This window comes from Acetobacter sp. DmW_136 (genome assembly GCF_008690365.1).
Lineage (GTDB): Bacteria > Pseudomonadota > Alphaproteobacteria > Acetobacterales > Acetobacteraceae > Acetobacter > Acetobacter oryzifermentans.
On record NZ_VHON01000051.1, the window covers coordinates 1 to 720 of the forward strand.

Consider the following 720-nt stretch of genomic DNA (forward strand, 5'->3'; position numbering starts at 1 on the left):
CTAGGCTCAGGACCTATTAATTTATTGAACTGAGCGAGCGGTTGTGATTCAGAGGCTTACCGATGGAGGGTGGGCCTGTGAGTGATGTGTTTATGCTGTCCGAGAGGCAGATGGAGCGGATTGAGCCATTTTTCCCTCTGGCGCACGGAGTGCCACGCGTGGATGACCGGCGCGTTCTGAGCGGGATCGTTTATGTAATCCGTAACGGTCTGCAGTGGAAAGACGCTCCGAAAGCGTATGGTCCACACAAGACTTTGTATAATCGCTTCATCCGGTGGAGCCGCCTGGGTGTCTTTGACAGGATATTTGTCGCCCTGACAGAACAGGCTGGCCGTTCGAAGCGTTTGATGATCGATGCAACACACATCAAGGCACACCGGACATCGGCGTCGCTGCTCAAAAAGGGGCTTTTCCCCGCCATATCGGACGAACAAAAGGCGGCCTGAACTCAAAACTTCACGCCGTGTGCGATGATCAGGGCCGACCGGTCCGTCTACATCTGACTGCAGGGCAGGTCAGTGACTTCAGAGGCGCAGACGTGCTTCTGGCAGACCTCCCCGATGAGACAGAAGAAGTCATCGGGGACAGAGGCTACGACAGCAACCAGATCAGATTATCGCTTGCAGAACGCAATATCACAGCTTGTATTCCGCCGAAGAAGAACCGGAAATCAAAGCTACCTTACAATTGGCATCTGTATAAAAAGCGCCACCTCATCGA

General features: G+C 53.5%; 1 pseudogene. It reads left to right on the forward strand.

The window, feature by feature from the left end:
• Positions 1–77 precede the first annotated feature (77 nt).
• Positions 78–720: pseudogene (locus tag FKW31_RS16475) on the forward strand (IS5 family transposase); the annotation flags it as partial.